This window comes from Sporosarcina ureae DSM 2281, from assembly GCF_000425545.1.
Taxonomy (GTDB): Bacteria; Bacillota; Bacilli; order Bacillales_A; family Planococcaceae; genus Sporosarcina; species Sporosarcina ureae.
The window spans coordinates 85,009-101,639 of record NZ_AUDQ01000013.1 but is presented as its reverse complement, the minus strand read 5'-3'; the positions used below and the strand labels follow the sequence as shown (position 1 = coordinate 101,639).

The following is a 16,631-nucleotide window of genomic DNA, read 5'->3' as shown; positions in this document are numbered from 1 at the left end:
TTGACATAATGAATATTAATAAATAAATTTTAGCAAATAAAAAAAGACCCTACAAGTAGGGTCTCTTTCAAGCTGTTATTAAGCTTTTTGAACGTTTGTAGCTTGTAGGCCACGTTGTCCTTGTTCGATTTCAAATGTTACACTTTGACCTTCGTCTAAAGATTTGAAACCTTCGCCTTGAATTGCTGAGAAGTGTACGAATACGTCTTCCCCTGCTTCACGTTCGATGAAGCCAAAACCTTTTTCTGCGTTAAACCATTTTACTGTACCTTGTTCCATAATTAATTGCCTCCTAGTGCGGTTGTCCACACAATAAGTTACTATACTTGCTCAAAACTTTAGACGAAAAACAAAATATATTTACTGGAAATATATTCTCGATCTGAAAAAGAACAAAGATAATACTCTTTAAATATAACAGAGATTAAATAAAAAAGCAACTCAAATATTTCTTTGTGAATTAAAGACCAAGAAGAACATCCTTCAAAGATTAAAAACACTTCTCCATACGGATGTCAGCCCACATGTCTCCTTCATAATATGTGAAGTTTTCTATGCGTCCTATTTCTTGATATCCTAATTTCTTATACAGCTTCAACGCAGGCTCATTAAATTCAAACACGCCTAGCTCGATTCGCTTGAGACTATGCTTTCTCACTTGCTCTTCCAAGTACTCCAAAGCCATTACACCAATCCCTTTTCCGCGACATTGAGGCTCACCAATCAAAATACTGATCCATGCTGTTTCCGACTTCTTGTGAAACAGATGTTCAGGGTCAACGGTATAACTCATTTCACCTATTAATCGGTTTTCCAAATAAATCAGGTATACATGTTGGTATTTTAAACGATGGCATATATCTTCTATAGTCAAAATGCTTTCTCGTTCCAATTCCGCTCTACTTGGATTAGGTTGAGACAATGATTTTAAATTCATATCGTTGCCCCACCGATTAAGCGTATTCACAAGCATGGATGTTGGTTCAGTTAAAGGTATAATTTCAATCTTCATTGACAGCACCTCCTGTTTTCTACGTTCTGCAATTTGATGACCATTTTAAACGATTACGCTTTAGACACTATCATTATAATATAACTACATGCTTTCTACGTACTATAAAGAACATGAGGCTGGGACATAACTATCTCAACCCGTTTCCCTGCACTCCGAAAGGCACGCTTTCCGAGGGGCGTGGCTTGAGCCGCTTCCTTCGCTTTGCTCCGTCCAGGGTCTCAAGACGCACGCTGATCCCTCAGGAGTCGGCCTTTCTCCGTTCCGGTACACTCTGATACTCTAAAAAATATTTACTGATAAGAACAGAAAAAAGCGTAAAGGACTCATTCCCTTTACGTTTTTTTCTGTTCTGTCCCAACCTCTGCAAGTTGATTTCCTTCTATAGTAGTAATCCACTTGAAGTCACTATGTGAAATAGCAAACATGTTATAATAAAAGAAACACCTAGATAGACAAGGAGCGGACACGTTGAGGTTAAATCAATATATTAGTTCTTCGGGATTTTGTTCCAGAAGACAAGCGGAGCGCTATATTACGGCAGAGAAGGTTGTAGTGAACGGTGAGATTGCCTCACATGTTTATTTTGTTGAAGAGGATGATCACGTCGAAATAGACGGACAGACCATCACGCACACGGCACAAGACATTTATATGATGCTTAATAAACCGAGCGGGGTCACTTGTACAGCCTCTCCTGCTATTGCCGGTAATATTATCGACTTTATATCCTATCCTGAACGTATATTCCCCGTTGGACGACTAGATAAAGAAACGGAAGGTCTCATTTTATTAACCAATGATGGCAGTATTGTAAATGAGTTAATGAAAGAAGAAAACCAGCAGGAAAAAGAATATGTCGTAACCGTCAATAAAAAAATCACGAGGACGTTTATACAAGATTTATCAACTGGTGTAGATATTTATAATCCAAGAACAAAAGGCTATACGACGACTAACCCTTGTCCCGTTACGCAGTTGGATGACTTGACGTTTCGCATAACATTGACACAAGGATTGAATCGACAGATCCGGAGAATGTGCAGACGGTTTCAATATACCGTTACGCACTTGCAAAGGGTTCGTATCAAGCATATTGAGCTCGGACCACTGGAACGTGGACAGTGGCGTTACTTGACTGAAGAAGAGATAGCGAAGTTAAAACCGTAACTTTTAAAAACAGCCTAGCATCGCATGTGCAACGCTAGGCTATTATAGTAGGACATTCTTACACGTACTGTTGTGAAATTACGCTTTGCTCGTTTGTTTGGCTTCTACTAACAAGCCACCCTCACCGCCAAGGTACTCGATCATACCTTCTGAAGCACGGTAAGCGAACGCACCGATTGTTTCAGTAGGATCATGGTTACTGTTATGCGGGAAGGAAGATCCACCAAGCACAAACAAGTTGTCCATATCCCACATTTGCGAATAATTATTCACAGCGGATGTAGCAGGATCTTCACCCATTATGGCACCACCAAGGAAGTGGTTGGTATAGAATTTACTATCAAACTTCACGTCGTCCGGCACGTCGACTAGGTCAATAATATCCGCGCCCATTTCTGTCATGATTTCCTTACATGTTTCAACGCCATGTTGTGCACGTTTGATGTCTTGTTCTTCATAATGCACTGTCGCACGAATTAGTGGATCGCCAAATTCATCTTTATATGTAGGATCCAAATCTAGATACGTATAGCGGTTAGGCAGGAAAGCAGTTTTCGCTCGAATGATTAAACTACGGTTATGATAAAACAAATTTTTCTCTTTGTATTCCTTACCCCATGCAGGCGTGCCCTCTGGAACGTGGTTATTATCAATCGGACGTTGCCCCAAATGGTAGTAACGGATTTCATAACCATGAAGGAAATCAAGGTCCGTATGATCTACGTTATCACCTGCATAGTCATCCACTTTTGCACCTAGTGCGCCTGTACCCATTGATAAATTCCACTTTTCATTATTAAAGAAGCCACGTGCACCTATGTAGGTACTAATATTACTAAAGTGACCTGTAAAGTTTTTCCCGATCACGCCTTCTTGTGTTTCCGGATTATACGGCTTGCCTATTTTAGACTTTAATAATAATTTATTATTCGTAAAGACAAATCCAGCTAAAACAACAATATCTGCAGGCTGGATATATTCAATACCTGTAATATTATCAATATACTTTAACCCGATAGCTTTCGTTCCATCATGAATGACTTCTGTTACCGTGGATTCATTACGAATTTCAAAGTTCCCTGTCTTTCTGGCTGTTTCCAGTACAGTTACGATTGGATCTCCTTTGGCGCCGAAATCACAACCATACTCTTCACAGAACGCACAGTACATACACGCATTGATCGTTTCGCCGTCTGGATTTGTATAGGTCTCAGACATATTAGCGGCTGGCAAACGATACGGGTGATATCCAAGATTCGTCGAAGCTTTTTTAAACAACTCAATCGATGGCGTCGTTTTCAAAGGCGGATTTGGATACTTATCGGAACGTGGAGGTCCAACAGGGTTTTCTTCACCAGACACTCCAGCCGTTTTTTCGAATTTATCATAATACGGTTCTAGTTCATCGTATGTAATGCCCCAGTCCTGAATCGTACAGTTTTCCGGGATTTTTTTTGCGCCGTATTTTTCAACTGTTTGACTATGAATCTCAAAGTCATACGGTAACCAGCGTAAGCTGACGCCATTCCAGTGGACACTAGCGCCGCCTGTATCATTTCCAAATCGTGCATAGTTATTATTTCGGACCGGTTTTGCAGTTTCTTCCATACTACCTCTAGCCGTCACAGTATCTTTAGATAAATCTTGCATCATATCGTAACGAATGGAGTACTTTAATTCGTCTTTCGCACCAATGAAGTCGTTTCGTGATTGTTCTTTACCTCTTTCAAGTGCCACTACTTTGTATCCTTTTTTCGTGAGTTCAGCAGCAGTAATTCCACCAGCCCAGCCAGTACCTACAATTACTACGTCTACTTTCTTTAGTTCTTCTGCCATATCTTCTACCTCCTGAAAATGTTGAATTTATTTCTTTCTTTGATAGTCCGTCAAACTAATTGGATCTAGTTTAACAAATTCTTCACTTTCAATGACGTCTGCATAAGATGGTCGAGCCCCAGCAAATTCTTTCATACGCCAACCGTCCATATTTTTATTGCCACCATATAAAGGATCTGAAAACGCGCCTTCTAATGTGGCTTGCTTGAGTAGCGCAAAGAACGCATCTGAAGGAATAGATTTCATGTCGAGCTTACCCGCTGCAAGATCACCCATGATTTCATGTTGTTGCTCTTCAGTAGCTTGGTCAAAAGAAGCATCAAATCGCTTCATACTTTCTGCATTCATCAAGCGTAAACCTTCCAAGAAAATTTTCCCGCGGTTCGCCCGTGAATGATTCACTTTTTCATCAGCCTTCTCAATCTTCTTCAAACCTTCGAGATTGGTAAAAGGTGCTTGGCGATAGTCGTCACCATTTATGCCCCAAGTTCCTGCCAGTTGTTTATCGATAAAATACGGTACATCTAAACCGATAGCCCCCGGGCCGTTGTCGTCTTCAGGGAAAATCAGTTCTGTAGCCGTTGCTAACACGATAAAGTCTTCAAAGCGTCCGAAAAACACCCGTGCATGGGACGGATCCACTTTGGCCGTTTCTTCATTCTTTCCTTTTTTTCCGTCATCTGATTTCATCTGATTCGTAAATAAACCACCTAGTAAAGATCCACCTGCTACACCACCTACAACTAGACCGGTGTTTTTCAGAAAGTTTCTACGCCCTGGATCATGACTTTCTGTTTTTGGGTTATTGTTATCAGCCATTTAATCACTCCTATACACGAAAGTTAGTAACTATTAGTATCCGTTGCTTTAATGCGTTGCGCTTAATTGTTCATTCGTTCCTACCCAATTACAGACTACATTTATCGCCAAAATATTAGCAATTTCACCATAGTATCCCGACTTTACCACAGTTCATTTTGCTATTCAATACGTTATGTATGAATATATTTATTCTTTAGATAATATAGATATATAATAGTCTTATAAGTATAAGTAAATAAATAATTTATAAAAATGGCCTGACAACGCTAATGCGCTGTCAGGCCATTTCACACTCAGTTATTTCACACTTTTATTAACCAATTCCTTCACAGGTAGGAATAACTCACCCGTTTCCAAATACGTCACTGCCAGCTGATCGCCTTCTTCCACATAAATCGAAAGTGGCTCGACTTCCGATGAAACAAGGAAGTTTCGACCATCGTTTGCTAAGATTGAAACGAGTGTAAAATCACCGACGCGTTCTTTAAACACGCGCATGGCTGTAATCGTCGCTTTCGCTTCTTCTGCATCAGAACTTCCATCGACTGTACTACCACCACGTTGAAGTGCTGTCTTATACAATTTCAACGCTTCGTTTGGTGAATTTGCAAATACCGAGATCTCAGGATTCGCAGCGGAAACAATAAAGTAATTTTGTAAGAATCCATTTGAATCGAGTACCGGTGTCAACCAGCTTGCTTCACCGTAGAAGTTATACAAGACAGGCATTTCACCGTTCCATTTCTTTTCGATAAACTTCTTTTCAATAATCTGGAGCGCACCTTGTGAATCCATATACGACTCTTCCAAATCCCCCGTATAATACGTAGCTTTCCCTGTTCGACCATCTGTTAACGCATAGCCAAGCATAGAATCCACGCCTTCTTTCGGACTGGTGAAATCAGTGAAGTAATACATATGTCCTTCCGCATCAAAGATCGGGCTAACATTCGCTTCTGTCCCTTCATCTGAAGGAATCTTCACATCTTTTTTCCCAACAAGTGAATTCCAAAAACCATGAATATAATTTCCGAAATAGCTATTTTGAAGACTTACCGCTTCAGGTGAAACCGCTCCATTAATAAATTCAGGAACATCTTTTAACGCATACTTCTTCGTAGCACCTGTTTCAGGATCCAACATGACAATGCCTTTTGCGTTAAATCCGTTACGCGCCGTAATGAATTCTCCATACGTGCGAATATAATGCGGCTTCCCTTCATCATCAATTTCTAATTGAACATCTCCGTAAAATATCAAATCTGGCATTTCCATACGCATTTTACGATACACTTTTTTATGGAAGTAAGAAGACGTCGTATAGGCCATTTCCGTTTTAATGAATTTCGGGTTATCCGAGGAATCCGTTGCACTCATCGTGAAGTAACCAGGTGTCGTTTTGCCATTAAACCATTTGAAAAACCCTGAAAACTCAACAGGTGCAATATAGACAAATTCGTCATTCACTTTTTGAATTTGTAAATGTCCCAGTTCATAATAACTCGTATCCGGTACTTGACCAAATGCTTTTTTCATTTTATTGCGTGCAAACTTTGGTGGTACACTAGCCGGCGTTTTCGTTTCATCAAACGCAGTAATTTCCACTTTTTGCGTCATCGCAACCGTTTCATACTTTTTATTTGCGTTAAAAAGAGGTGCACTTAACACATACACTCCAACGAGTAACGCTGCCAACGACACGACCATTTTGACTTTACGCTCCATACCTTGAGAAACAACTGCCCCTAAAATAGCGACGATCAGTAGCAATGCCCACAGCGAGGTCCAGTTTCGATCTAAATTCGTCACGTAATAAAATATGAATACCCCAATCGAACTGATCACCGTCAGTGTCCCAAAAGCGACCCACCGGTTAAAAGACAACGGTTCTTTTTTGTTATTTACAGAGAGGAATGGAACGATAATCGTACTCGCCACGACCCCTACAAGTAATGAAAATAGTAGTAAACTCAACATATCCAACACTCTTTTCCGGTTACTAGATTTTGCTTCCTACTACGTATACGGATAAGTTAGGAAATCGTTTCATATTTATTTCAACTAAAAAACAGGAGATGTAGTGTGTAATTATCAAACAGCCCGATTAAAGCACAGTACCGCCAAGTTAATCCGTCAGTAACGTGGTACAAAAGTGAAGTTCAAACAAATTAACATGCGATTTAGCACATTAATTCGCACCGTATTCAGCGCTGTTTTTCACTTTTTTGAAGGTTCCTCTAGAAGTTTTGGTACAATGACATTGAGTTATGAAAAAGATATCGTTGTTCAACAATTGAGCCAGATTCTAAAAAAGGAGATGTTCAAATGTTTAAACGAACTTTATATTGCTCTACTAGCAATCGAGAAATTCTAGATGGAGAAGAAATCTATGCAAAGATGAAAGCTCCAAAGAATAGCATGGTGGTCGAAATTAAAGCGTATTTGAAAAAAGAAAGTGATATTTTTTGTTCGAATTGTATGGATCAAGATAGCGCAAATAAATATTCTTTATAAATACCCGATTTTTGGAGGGCGAACTAGTTGATAACCAAAGCGGAAATAATAGACCAACCATATTCAGGCCTATACCAAGAGAAGATTTATGATGTTGCAAGTCCATGGAATTCCCAAAGTTGGACATGGATAAAATTTGAGAACGAGGATTTTATTGAATGGTGTGGTGAATTCAGAGACGCGCCGCGTGCTGTTGCATTATCAAAGAAATATAATAATGTACTAGTTCTCACTTCAGATTATCTATTTCAAATGGATTGTCTTAGTGGAGACATAATCGAATATGAGTCTCGACATATTTATCAAAGTTTAACTGTAACTCCATCAGGGGAATTCATACTGACTGATGATTATACTATTGAAAAGATAGAAGCCAATTTAAAAGATAAAACACTTTTGGAAAGTCCAGTAGAAATGATGGACATGATTACATTTACTGGTTGGGTCAATAATACGTTATCTATCACATGTAAGGAGTTAATGAATTGGGATAATACATTTTTGTTAGAACTAGATGGAGATACACTAGAATTAACTATAAAAGACTTTATATAATACCCTATTCGCGTTTGTACTTTTCTTACTCAAGTAAGGGGGTGCCATTCCAAAAGAATGGCACCCCCTTACTTGAGTACAAGCATACTATAAACTGACCTTTTTTATAATTTCCATTTCATCCTTGCATATATAACAAGCATCAAAAAGTTTGCGGCTGCACTAATTGTCGTACCATAAGCAATTGCGGAAGCACCAAATGAGTCCATCATCAGATAGATAACTCCTACATTGATGCCAAGGACACTAATTACACTAAATAATACCGGCGCTATTGAGTTGGCTTTTGCATAGTAGAATCGAGTGATAAAAGTATTCGCAGCGAGAAAAAACATCGACAGCGAAAATGCACGGAATATCGGTACCGTAAGCAAGACCGATTCTCTTGTAAATTCTTTACGCTCAAAGACAAGACTGATAAGCGGTTCAGCAAAGAAATAAGCGATAGCTGTTGCTGGTACGAGTAGGGCGAATAAATAAAGTAATCCTTTTTTATAAAGAGTTCGGATCGTCTCCATGTTACCCTCCCCTTCTTTTTTACTAAGGAGAGGATAAATTACGGTCGTTACTGCAGTCATCAAGATGGCCTGAGGAAGTCCAGTCGACTTCGAAGCAATGTTAACCACGGTAGTCACGCCTTCACCAAACCAGTTAGACATAATTCTATGAATCAGAATATAGAATTGTAACGAAGCCCCACCAAACAATATCGGCAAAGCAATCACCCATAACTTCTTAATATCTTCAGACATACCGAGTGACGGTTTTAATGAATACAGTTTTGATTTTCGAAGTCCTACATACAGAAATCCACCCATTAATAGAGCACTACATAAAGCACCGATTCCATATGATTCGGGACCGAAGTAACTGGTTAGCAAGACAGCTATCGCTACGAAAGCTACATTATATAGAAGAACTGCAACACTGGACAGGTTGTATTTACCGTTTACATTTAGCACTCCGCTCATCCACGTCGATAAGACAAGGATAATTGCAGATGGCATCATCCAAAGGTATAGGTTGTGTAATAATGCATATTCTTCTGCATTCCGATTTTTGAAAAAAAGTTTCAAAGTGGGATCTACAAAGATGATTAATGTAACGGTTACGAAAACTGAAGTCATAAGAACAGTCGTAAGTGACTTCCGAACATACATCGTTTTATCTGATCTCGTTGAATGATACACGGATATAAACGCAGTCGTTAATCCACCGCCAACAACAAGATAAATAAAGTTTGGAATTGAATATGCAGTTGCAATAGCATCAGCTGTATTCGATGTACCATACTCATTCGTTATAGCTATCTCTCTAATAAAACCAAATAACCTGGCCATTATATTGATGATCGCAACGGCCCCAATAATTTTCATCATTTTACTCATTGATACAATCTGACCCTTCTACACAGACCGAAATACAAAAGTAATTTCGAGTGTTTTATTAAACGAAGACTATGCATTTTTTTGCACAACTGTTTCATAAATTATATCAGAATTATCATACATGAGATGCTTTATCCCTCAATATGGTAAAAGTATTTTGGACAGACGATGCTATCACTCTGTATTCTACAGATAATTAAATGAAAATAGATGAGATATTAACGAATATAATAATTAACTTTAATCGTCACTACACAGACACGAAAGAAACACTTCTTTATTATCATACATATTTAAATTAAGGTGATTTTAAAAAATCATCTTTCAGATGCGATTCTGGCATGAAGTATCTGTGTACATTCAGTATTCTAATCTTTTAAAGTTATAAGAAAACATATCATTTTGAATCAATTTGGCTATAAGGGATGAAATTATGGCTTTACAAAAGAAGAGTAAATGGTCACTTGCATTAAGTATGTATTGTGGGTGTAATCTTATTTAGGATAAGTTATTTTATATCTGTAAATCCAAATTCTAAAGAATAGGTCTTTATTAGAATACTCTTTTCTCTGGTATTGTACTTAGTAATAGACGGTATTATTCTTGGTGTTCGGGCCTTCAAAAAAATGGAGAATGAGAAGCTTAAGCACTTGGGCTTTTCGGTAATAATTCTCTTTATGATTAGTTTAGCTTTACCACTGTTGTTAATAGTTTTGTTTGGATTTGGAGTATAACTTGTATCCGGTGATCCTCCAATTGGGGCTGTAATAAATAAGTTTAGAAGCACTCACTTAGGTTTTCTGAGCGAAAGCCCGTAGTACGATTTTGCGAGTAAAAGCGCAACGTTAGGAGCACATCTTTGCAGTGGTGGTGTGTTTAACCGCCCGCCCTCCAAAAAGCGTCCGACTGAAGCGCAGATCAACGGGTTCCAATCACTATCCCGTCATCGGGTTCGATCATGAAATAAAAAAATTGATAGGGTTTAATTAATAGTACCTTTTTAATGAGTTAGTAAAATCCAACAATGTGTTCTTAACCTACAAATCAACAGTGAAATTAGAACATATATTAGCAGAGTTACAACAGTTATTGCATACGTGTTAATTCATCAGCAAATAAACCATCTAATAATTTTTGTTTTTCAGCCTCAAAGGTTAATACAGAGTTAAACAACAAAGAGTCCCCATTCTTAAAAAATAGGAACTCTTTGTTGTTTAATTGCGTTTTTGTATCAGTGAACTAAACAGGATACTTCAATATAGAGAATTTTTTAACTTATTGTACTTAAATATAAGTCGAGAGAATCTTCTACTTCATGTTCTACTAGTGCTATGAAATCGTTATAATCTTCTGTTGTATGTGCTTTATCAAGTGCATCATAATAAGCTAATCGATTTTCCACCTTAATAATGACTGGAGGAAATCCGTCTTTCATTAGTTCTAAATTAAGCAACAGTCTTGAGGTACGGCCATTCCCATCTATAAAGGGATGGATGCCAACAAAAATAGCATGTAACATAGCTCCACGCTCCACTGGATGAAGATCGACACCTTCGTTACGATACCATTTCATCATTTGATCCATTTTTTCTTGAATCAGATAATGTGCGGGTGGTCTGTGTCTAGCACCAGCAATAAAGACTTGTTCTTGACGGTATGCACCTGCATATTCATCATGAATTCCTTTCAGCACTAAACGATGTAGATTTTTTATTTGCCATTCTGAAAGTGTTTCTTTCATTTGGACAATTTCTTCGACATACGTAATAGCGTCACGATGATTGATTACCTCTAAATGTTCTCTTAGTGTTTTACCGCCAATCGTAATCCCCTCAAGAACCACTTTCGTTTCATTCATGGTTAATGTGTTTCCTTCAATGGCATTCGAATTATAGGTCCACTCTAGAAATAACTTTTCTCGTAAACTTTTCAAAGTGAATTTAGGCAAGGGACGAGCAGCATCTAATTGCATTTTTTTTTCATTTACCATTTTAAACAAATGAGTAACCTCCTAATTATACATCCAGAGTATCTCTATTATTGTACTGTATATCGTGAAATTTCTACACTTAAATAATACCTTCTTTTAAAAAGCATCATTAACTAAAACTATTGCCAAGTATACTATACACTTCATATTCTACCATTCGTTTATTTATCATTATACGAGCAAACTGTGCATCTGCGGCGCCAATACGACAAAAATGGTCCGCTAACTTCCGATAATATATCGGATTCCAGGTTCGGCTTTAATTAGATAAATGTTTTGGAATACTACTACTACAAATTTTAAAAAGGCGCCGCATTCCTCTACCGGAATGTCAGCGCCTATATTTCTTCCAACATACATTTACCTATCTCACGTACCTTATTTTAAGGTGCATATGAGTGAAATCATATATCATTTGACAATACAGTAACTTCCATGAAATTCACAATTCCTCCGCAGAAATTTCCTTCATGCAAATACTTTTCAACATAGGCTTCGCTTCCAACTCCGTCACATCCACATCCACCGCATGCGCGTTCATTCGAATCGTCAGCAAGAACGCCAAAGCGAGTAGGACACTGCACATAATTAGCGCGAGTGGAATTTGCTCGAAACGGTCGATGATCCAGCCACCGATGCCCGGTCCGAGCAACTGTCCTGCCGCAAAGAAGAACGTTACATAACCTAGTGCAACAGGTGCGTACGTCGGATGCACTTGTTCCGTAGACAACGCTTGGCAGAGCGACAGCATCCCGACAATTGTCGTACCCCATAGGAATTGACTGACGATAAGTCCACTATACACTGGGAAAATCACAGGAATAATGAGGGATACTGCACCAATCCCGAGTGTCGCTAGCAACGCAGATTTTCTTCCGATCCGGTCAGATACTCCCCCCCATAACGGACCACTAAAAATCGTCATGATACCGCTAATCGCCATGATCTGCCCCGCTTGAAATTTCGTAAGTCCCACTTCGAGAATATAGCTGAACAAGAAGCTTTGCGGGACCAAATAAGCAAATCCAACGAGTCCGTAAATGAATGCGACACGAAGCACGCGTTTATTTACGTATACTTTCGTCCAAAATGAGCGTTTCTGGGTTTCCTTTGGCAGTAATGGGATCGGCGGGTCACGTAAAATAATCATCGCAATTATTATTGAAACAATCGACACAGCACCATAGAAGAACCATAGATAGCGCCAGCCCATATCGCCGAACCATGTGGTGAAGAACGGAATTAACGCGCTTGAAATGAGTGTTCCTAACCCCATGCCACTAACGAGAAATCCGATAAGCATGCCGCGCTTCCTCGGAAACCAACCGACGAGTATGGTGATGAGCGGCGTATAGGTGAAAGCAGTTCCTATTCCGAGGAGCAGCATGGCGAAAAGTGTCCAGCCATAACCAGAGACGAATGAAAGCATAAATAGTCCGAATGAAACGAGACCTGTTCCAAAAATCACGAGCTTTTTCGCGCCGTATTTAGTCACAAGCAATCCAACAAATATCACCATCAACAAATAGCCAATTGACACCGTCGTTGCGAGCAGTCCTGCTTGTTTATAGGACATGGCTAGGTTTTCTTTCATGAAAGGCATAATGATTCCATACGACATCCGTCCAAATCCGAGAGAACTGACAGTGACGGCGACGCTTGCAAATGCGTATTTCCAAATGTTTTGTTCGTGTTCCTTAGCTAGCATACGGATCCCACCCTTTTTCATTCATTGTAAAATTTCTAGTGAAGATATTTACTCAGAGTTGCGTCAGGGTGTTTAATCATAGTAGGTTTGGCAACATTTCTGAGGTGGTTAACTTATGTCTAATGTGTGAACTCTAACATTTACACTATAGCATTCATGATAGAATATTCCAACTTCTTTATAATAAAATTCATTCTGGTTTACATAATAATATTATCGAAGAGTCGATATGGAAAGCAAGTGGGATGGCACCGTTGATCTGCGTTCCAGGCGGACGCGTTCCGCGGGCACGGCTTCAATCTCCTCGTCACTTCGTTCCTGCGGGGCTTTCAGCTCGCGCTGTTCCCGCTGGAAGAGCCGTCACGAAGAACAGCTTTTGCGAGTAAAAGCGAAGCGTTAGGAGCACATCTTTGCACTCGCGGCCTGGAACGAAGATCAACTAGTTTATTCTACTATTTAATGTTACGTGTAAAGAAAACCCACTAACCAAACGCAAGGGCCATCCACCAGCTTTATAGTGGTTCCGGTAATATCATCTACTTTTACTCCCCCATTTCAAAAAAACGCTGCCGCCACAAGTCGGATCGTTACGACTTCTAGCAACAGCGCTTTAGTATCTCTTTACTTTTTATAGAAAAATGGCTTCCCTATGGTTTCTACTACGCTAGGTGCCAATGCGTAGAGTCTGCTTGTCAGACCTGTGATTTTTGGCAAGTTTACTTCACGTTTAGGTCGCTCGATGGTTTCCATAACAGCGCGTACGACTGTGTCTACCGACAGTAATTGGCTGCCCATTGCTTGTTTGTAGCCGCCGGTGACGTCTGCTAGCTCGATAAATGGTGTATCGATCGGTCCTGGATGGATGACGGATACGTCGACGTCGTAAGGTGCGACTTCCATACGCACGGCGTTTGTATAGCCGATCAGTGCGTGTTTTGTTGCGGCATAGACGGATGTTTTCGGTGTGGCTACCTTTCCTGCTTGTGAACCAATATAGACTAGATGACCGTGCTTGCGCTCGATCATTGCAGGGACTACACGCGCAGTTAGTTGCATTGGTACGAGTACATTCGTCTCAAGCATTGCGGACGTGTCTTCATCAGTCGTTTCATGTGCTAGATGGAACTTCCCTACTCCAGCGGAAAATACGATGAGGTCCGGTGTGCCAATGCAAGATACCAGCCAATCGAGCTGCTTCGTATCTCGCAAATCGGCACAGTATCCTTCTACGCCAAGTACGCGTAACTCTTCTAATGCCTTTGTATTGCGTCCTGTTGCGATGACACGATACTCGTTTGACACCGCCAAGCGCTTCGCCAGTTCAAACCCAATCCCACTCGTCGCTCCCGTGATCAGCACGGTTTTAGATGCGGACATAGTGATGAACTCCTGCTGAATCGACCGTTTCTGAGATTAATTCTGCCGCCACTAGATAATCTAGCTGCCCGATTGTTTCAGACAGCGTCAATCCCAACTCTTTTTCATAGACTGCTGGGAACAATCGCTTCGTTACGTCAAAGACCGTTTTCGATTCATCTAGCATCGCGAGAACTTTCATGGCGCGGTCGCGTTGCTTTGCCAAGCGTTCCGTTATGAGCTCATGTGCATTCGTAATCTCTCCACCATGTCCTCCATAGACGAGTGACACGGGTAAATCCAATAAACGTTCTAGCGATGCATTGTATTGAAGCAAAGACTTCGGACGTCCTTGTTCTTTCTTAAAAGGCGGCTCGATCAATGGATTGGATGAGACTTTCTCAAGCAATAAATCACCACCGATTAGAATGCCTTCGTGTTCATTGAACAATGATAAATGACTTTGTGCGTGACCTAGAGACTCTTGGATTTTCCAGCCTGGATGTCCCGGCAAGTCGTCACCTTCATTCATCATGCGATCGACGGGACGCCCCCCCATTAAATCGACTGATCTACGGAAACGTTTAACCCATTTCAAATATTGCTCTGGTACGCCTTCTTCTATTAATGATTGTTCATAGAAACGGTCATGACGATCCAAAAACTCGGTATCGCGTGTAAGCCAGTAGTTTAAATACGGATGACCGAGGATTTCCGCGCGGTCAAACATCTCGACTAATCCGCAATGATCGGGATGGTGATGCGTGACGAATACTTGCTCAATATCATTGAATGTATAGCCCATTTCTTTTAATTTCATCTGCAACACTTCTCGCGCTTCTGGCGTTTTCGTTGCCGCGTCTACCAAAGTTAATGTGTCGCCTTTTAGTAAAAAGCAGTTCACGTCACCTACCGCAAACGGCGTAGGTGTAATAATTTTTGTGATCATCTACTGTTCCCCCTATAAAATGAATGACTGTTCAGTCTATTGTACTCTTTATTTCCATGTGCGTCACGCCTTGATTATTCATTTACCGAAAGATATTTCGCACAAAGTGAAACCATTTTGTCTATTCTTCGTATGGTATACTACAATAAATCGCATGATTTGCATAATGATGTCGAGTTGGAGGGATCACGATGGGATTTTTTAATATGTTCAAAAACCAATTTATCGAAGTAATCGAGTGGCAAGCACAGGACGCTAATACATTAGTCTATCAGTTCCCCGTGCATAATAATGAAATTAAAATGGGAGCGGAGCTGACAGTCCGGGAATCGCAAGTCGCGGTCTTCGTCAATGAAGGCGAAATCGCGGACGTATTTGGTCCAGGACGTCATATTTTGTACACGCAGAATATGCCTATTCTAACGAAGTTGAAGTCATGGAAGTACGGCTTTAACTCACCCTTTAAAGCGGAAGTATATTTTATTAATACGAAGCAGTTTATCAATCAAAAATGGGGCACGTCAAACCCAATTATGATGCGTGATCCAGACTTTGGTATGATTCGTCTTCGTGGGTATGGAATTTATTCGTATCGCGTATCAGACCCTACCGTGTTCTTGCGCGAGCTATTTGGAACGAAAAGTTCGTATGATACAAATTCTATTGAAGGCCATTTAAAGAAAATGATCATTTCGGGATTATCTGATTTATTCGCAGAGTCTCAAATACCCGCGCTTGATTTGTCCATGCATTACGACGAATTAAGCGAACAAGGCAAAGAGAAGATGATCTCTCGTTTCGCAGCATTCGGTTTCGAGATCACATCACTTTATATCGAGAACCTTTCTTTACCAAAAGAAGTCGAAGAAGCGATGGATAAGCGTACATCTATGGGTGTGCTCGGCAATATGCAGCAGTATCAGCAATATCAGGCCGCGGAAGCGATGCGTGATGCGGCGCAGAATGAAGGCGGCATGGCGGGCGCAGGTGTCGGCATGGGGGCTGGTATGGGCATGGGTCAGGTCATGGCCAATGCGATGAATCAAAACCAAACGCAGCAGCCTCCAGCACAAGCCGCGACGAAATCCTGTCCGCATTGTCAGGCAACGATCAACGCCGATGCCAAGTTCTGTGGCCAGTGCGGAAAATCCGTTGAAACCGATAAAATACCATGCATCAAGTGTGAGACCATGATTCCAAAAGACGCGAAATTCTGTAGCAGCTGTGGTACATCTCAGGTCACAGAAAAAATTTGTCCTGCTTGCTCACACGCCAATCTGCCAGGTGCAAAATTCTGCGCAGAATGTGGTGAGACGTTAGACGAAAAGTGA

At 40.4% G+C, this 16,631-nt stretch carries 14 protein-coding genes; 4 read left to right on the top strand and 10 right to left on the bottom strand.

Annotated features, from left to right (window positions below):
• Nucleotides 1–78: 78 nt before the first annotated feature.
• Together H605_RS0112865 and H605_RS0112860 are read right to left on the bottom strand one after the other, a co-directional pair.
• Nucleotides 79–279, bottom strand: a complete 201-nt coding sequence (locus H605_RS0112865) for a cold-shock protein (RefSeq protein ID WP_029054604.1) — start codon at nucleotides 277–279, stop codon at nucleotides 79–81.
• A gap of 211 nt (nucleotides 280–490) precedes the next feature.
• Complete coding sequence (locus H605_RS0112860; protein ID WP_029054603.1) at nucleotides 491–1,012, bottom strand: GNAT family N-acetyltransferase; 522 nt, start codon at nucleotides 1,010–1,012, stop codon at nucleotides 491–493.
• A 471-nt stretch (nucleotides 1,013–1,483) separates the two neighbouring features.
• On the opposite strand from H605_RS0112860, the gene H605_RS0112855 reads away from it, so the two are divergent.
• Nucleotides 1,484–2,182 (top strand): pseudouridine synthase, encoded by a 699-nt coding sequence (locus tag H605_RS0112855; protein WP_029054602.1) that lies wholly within the window; start codon nucleotides 1,484–1,486, stop codon nucleotides 2,180–2,182.
• A gap of 78 nt (nucleotides 2,183–2,260) precedes the next feature.
• Here the strand turns inward: H605_RS0112855 and H605_RS0112850 are convergent, their stop codons facing one another.
• From H605_RS0112850 to H605_RS0112840, 3 genes are all read right to left on the bottom strand, one after another.
• On the bottom strand, nucleotides 2,261–4,018 hold the full coding sequence (locus H605_RS0112850; protein WP_029054601.1) for a GMC family oxidoreductase: 1,758 nt from the start codon (nucleotides 4,016–4,018) through the stop codon (nucleotides 2,261–2,263).
• A 27-nt stretch (nucleotides 4,019–4,045) separates the two neighbouring features.
• Nucleotides 4,046–4,837: a gluconate 2-dehydrogenase subunit 3 family protein gene (locus H605_RS0112845; RefSeq protein ID WP_029054600.1), complete on the bottom strand. Its 792-nt coding sequence runs from the start codon at nucleotides 4,835–4,837 to the stop codon at nucleotides 4,046–4,048.
• A 300-nt stretch (nucleotides 4,838–5,137) separates the two neighbouring features.
• Entirely contained in the window at nucleotides 5,138–6,817 is a 1,680-nt protein-coding gene (locus H605_RS0112840) for a membrane protein (protein ID WP_029054599.1), read from the bottom strand.
• A gap of 348 nt (nucleotides 6,818–7,165) precedes the next feature.
• On the opposite strand from H605_RS0112840, the gene H605_RS17865 reads away from it, so the two are divergent.
• On the top strand, nucleotides 7,166–7,354 hold the full coding sequence (locus tag H605_RS17865) for a hypothetical protein (protein ID WP_037562045.1): 189 nt from the start codon (nucleotides 7,166–7,168) through the stop codon (nucleotides 7,352–7,354).
• 27 nt (nucleotides 7,355–7,381) lie between these two features.
• Nucleotides 7,382–7,909, top strand: a complete 528-nt coding sequence (locus H605_RS0112830) for a hypothetical protein (protein WP_029054598.1) — start codon at nucleotides 7,382–7,384, stop codon at nucleotides 7,907–7,909.
• A gap of 104 nt (nucleotides 7,910–8,013) precedes the next feature.
• Here H605_RS0112830 and murJ read toward each other — a convergent pair whose 3' ends face one another.
• The 5 genes from murJ to H605_RS0112800 form a co-directional block, all read right to left on the bottom strand.
• Nucleotides 8,014–9,288, bottom strand: coding sequence for a murein biosynthesis integral membrane protein MurJ (murJ, locus tag H605_RS0112825; RefSeq protein ID WP_232321224.1), 1,275 nt, complete (start codon nucleotides 9,286–9,288; stop codon nucleotides 8,014–8,016).
• Nucleotides 9,289–10,567: 1,279 nt separating this feature from the next.
• Nucleotides 10,568–11,287, bottom strand: a complete 720-nt coding sequence (locus H605_RS0112815) for a Fic family protein (protein ID WP_081657939.1) — start codon at nucleotides 11,285–11,287, stop codon at nucleotides 10,568–10,570.
• 442 nt (nucleotides 11,288–11,729) lie between these two features.
• Nucleotides 11,730–12,995, bottom strand: coding sequence for a YbfB/YjiJ family MFS transporter (locus tag H605_RS0112810; protein WP_029054595.1), 1,266 nt, complete (start codon nucleotides 12,993–12,995; stop codon nucleotides 11,730–11,732).
• Nucleotides 12,996–13,616: 621 nt separating this feature from the next.
• Nucleotides 13,617–14,372, bottom strand: coding sequence for an SDR family NAD(P)-dependent oxidoreductase (locus H605_RS0112805; protein ID WP_029054594.1), 756 nt, complete (start codon nucleotides 14,370–14,372; stop codon nucleotides 13,617–13,619).
• Nucleotides 14,359–15,300 (bottom strand): MBL fold metallo-hydrolase, encoded by a 942-nt coding sequence (locus H605_RS0112800; RefSeq protein ID WP_029054593.1) that lies wholly within the window; start codon nucleotides 15,298–15,300, stop codon nucleotides 14,359–14,361. The genes H605_RS0112805 and H605_RS0112800 overlap by 14 nt, the downstream gene beginning before the upstream one ends.
• 191 nt (nucleotides 15,301–15,491) lie before the next feature.
• Between H605_RS0112800 and H605_RS0112795 the strand changes: the two genes are divergently transcribed.
• Nucleotides 15,492–16,631: an SPFH domain-containing protein gene (locus tag H605_RS0112795; protein ID WP_029054592.1), complete on the top strand. Its 1,140-nt coding sequence runs from the start codon at nucleotides 15,492–15,494 to the stop codon at nucleotides 16,629–16,631.

Bases quoted from the DNA above. Each gene is read 5' to 3' on its own strand.
- H605_RS0112865 (WP_029054604.1), bottom strand. From the start codon at position 279: ATGGAACAAGGTACAGTAAAATGGTTTAACGCAGAAAAAGGTTTTGGC.
- H605_RS0112860 (WP_029054603.1), bottom strand. From the start codon at position 1,012: ATGAAGATTGAAATTATACCTTTAACTGAACCAACATCCATGCTTGTG.
- H605_RS0112850 (WP_029054601.1), bottom strand. From the start codon at position 4,018: ATGGCAGAAGAACTAAAGAAAGTAGACGTAGTAATTGTAGGTACTGGC.
- H605_RS0112845 (WP_029054600.1), bottom strand. From the start codon at position 4,837: ATGGCTGATAACAATAACCCAAAAACAGAAAGTCATGATCCAGGGCGT.
- H605_RS0112840 (WP_029054599.1), bottom strand. From the start codon at position 6,817: ATGTTGAGTTTACTACTATTTTCATTACTTGTAGGGGTCGTGGCGAGT.
- H605_RS17865 (WP_037562045.1), top strand. From the start codon at position 7,166: ATGTTTAAACGAACTTTATATTGCTCTACTAGCAATCGAGAAATTCTA.
- murJ (WP_232321224.1), bottom strand. From the start codon at position 9,288: ATGATGAAAATTATTGGGGCCGTTGCGATCATCAATATAATGGCCAGG.
- H605_RS0112815 (WP_081657939.1), bottom strand. From the start codon at position 11,287: ATGGTAAATGAAAAAAAAATGCAATTAGATGCTGCTCGTCCCTTGCCT.
- H605_RS0112810 (WP_029054595.1), bottom strand. From the start codon at position 12,995: ATGCTAGCTAAGGAACACGAACAAAACATTTGGAAATACGCATTTGCA.
- H605_RS0112805 (WP_029054594.1), bottom strand. From the start codon at position 14,372: ATGTCCGCATCTAAAACCGTGCTGATCACGGGAGCGACGAGTGGGATT.
- H605_RS0112800 (WP_029054593.1), bottom strand. From the start codon at position 15,300: ATGATCACAAAAATTATTACACCTACGCCGTTTGCGGTAGGTGACGTG.
- H605_RS0112795 (WP_029054592.1), top strand. From the start codon at position 15,492: ATGGGATTTTTTAATATGTTCAAAAACCAATTTATCGAAGTAATCGAG.